Here is a 2028-nt window from a genome sequence, read left to right as displayed (position 1 = left end):
GTACTCACAGAACGAGGCGAAAGCTTTGGTGGGGAGTATGTCGAACACAAGAAGTTTGGTGTCTTTATTGTCTGGCCAGAAAAACTACTCATCGACCTAGATTCTTTCTCTGGAAAAACGCTAACGGCAACTCAACTAGGCAGTGCCTTTCAACTTAGCGCAAAAAAAATTAACCTGTTGCTCAGCGAGCTTGGTTGGATAACACGTGAAGAAGATGGTTGGCATGTCACCTCAACAGGCTTAAAAGCAGGCGGTGAGCAAAGGGAAGATAAAGCGACTCAAAACCTATTTGTGGTATGGCACGATTCGTTGGTTCGCAATAAACGTTTGAAGCAGTCTGTTGTCGAATTTCTAGGGCATGATGCTGAAAGCCACTCTACCGATGTCTCGTTTTCTAGCTTTCGTCAGAAATTTGAGGCGAAACACCGAACCTTAGACGGACATTATGTACGTTCAAAGGGAGAGCTGATCATCGATAACTGGCTTTATATGGCGGGAGTGGTTCATGCCTATGAACGTCCGCTCCCAATATCAAAAGAAGTAATGAGCGATTTCTACCTGCCAAGCGGCAAGGTATACATTCAATTCTGGGGAACAGATTCAGGCCCTATAGAAGAAGACAAACGAAATGCGACCAAGAAAGTTTACCAAGAGCACGGTTTTAGCTTGATTGAACTTAACCCTGAAGATATCCCAAACCTCGACAGTGTACTTCCCTCTTTATTACGCCAATATGGAATCAAAGCGTACTAACTGGCTGATTTTCGAAAACCAACACACATCCAGATCACACTAATCAGATCATTATGGACATTATTAACCATAGTGATTTGATGTGTTCGCTATTTTTCCCAAGCCAATCTTCTATTATCTTACACCCATCGACTTGAGCTACCGCAGATACTCGATTTATTGGGGCATGCTCGATAGCCATTTAAGCGTTCAGCCTTTTAGAGGCTGACTGTTCTAGAAACGACTTCTATAGAGATATAGCCTAAATGCGTTATCCGTTTATTGTTGACGTTACCGAACATAAAACCCTACAACATTTATATTGATAGATATTAGGATTCAACATGACTCATCCAATCATTTCAGATCTAAACACTCGCTACACAGCTAAAAAATACGATGCAGAAAAGCGCATCTCTGCGGAAGACATGGAAGTAATCAAAGAAGCACTTCGTTTGTCAGCTTCTTCTATCAACTCTCAGCCTTGGAAATTCATCATCATTGAGAGTGACGCAGCAAAACAACGCTTCCACAATACTTTCGAGAACATGTTCCAGTTTAACCAACCGCATGCGAAAGAAGCGTCACATACGATCCTGTTTGCTCACGATCCTAAGTACACTAAAGAGAAATTCGCAAAGCGTGCTGACACAGAAGTAAGCTCTGGTCACCTACCCGCTGAAATGTACGAGCAGTTCTTAGGGGCTTACGCATTCGCAGAAATGAACACAGATGAGACTGGTTTCAACGGTAACTGGACTAAGTCTCAAGTGTACATCGCGCTAGGTAACACAATGCACACACTGGCTCGTCTTGGTATTGCATCAACACCGATGGAAGGCGTAGATGCCGCTATGATCGGCGAAGAGTTTGCTGACGAACTAGACGGTCACGTTGTTGATGTAGCGCTAGCAATCGGCTACCACAAAGACGGCGAAGACTATAACCACGGTAAACCAAAAGCACGCCTAGCTCTTGATGAAATCGTGACGACGCTTTAACGCGCGAATTAAGATGACAAATGAATCAACAGCGATAACACGTTAAACAGTTACAACGCTTAACTGCTATAACGCTTTAATTTTTAAAACGCTTTTTCGTTTTACAAAATATAGTTTCAACAGCACTTCAGACTGTTAAATTACACTGCCTTGTTTTGGCCAGACACTCGTCTGGCCTTTTTCATGTCTGTATTTCGCATCCATCTTTTCTATCTCAGCTTTAGCCATTCCAGCCGCTTTTTAGACCACCAAGACTTAATCAATCCACGTGTTCTAATTCGCGAAGCGCAGGAGT

Annotated in this window: 2 protein-coding genes; both read left to right on the top strand. The window is 43.0% G+C overall.

Translation table 11 applies throughout. The annotated features are described in order from the left end of the window. On the top strand, window positions 1-753 hold a 753-nt coding region (locus tag AB4496_RS17145; protein WP_372131452.1), incomplete at its 5' end, for a glycerol kinase. A gap of 323 nt (window positions 754-1076) precedes the next feature. Beyond that, complete coding sequence (locus tag AB4496_RS17140) at window positions 1077-1733, top strand: NAD(P)H-dependent oxidoreductase (protein WP_009846099.1); 657 nt, start codon at window positions 1077-1079, stop codon at window positions 1731-1733. The last annotated feature ends 295 nt before the right edge of the window (window positions 1734-2028 follow it).

It is taken from the genome of Vibrio sp. 10N.222.46.A1, from assembly GCF_041473595.1.
GTDB lineage: Bacteria > Pseudomonadota > Gammaproteobacteria > Enterobacterales > Vibrionaceae > Vibrio > Vibrio tasmaniensis_A.
Note: the sequence above shows the minus strand (reverse complement) of the source record. Positions and strands in the feature narration are given on the sequence as shown.

Bases quoted from the DNA above. Each gene is read 5' to 3' on its own strand.
- AB4496_RS17140 (WP_009846099.1), top strand. From the start codon at position 1,077: ATGACTCATCCAATCATTTCAGATCTAAACACTCGCTACACAGCTAAA.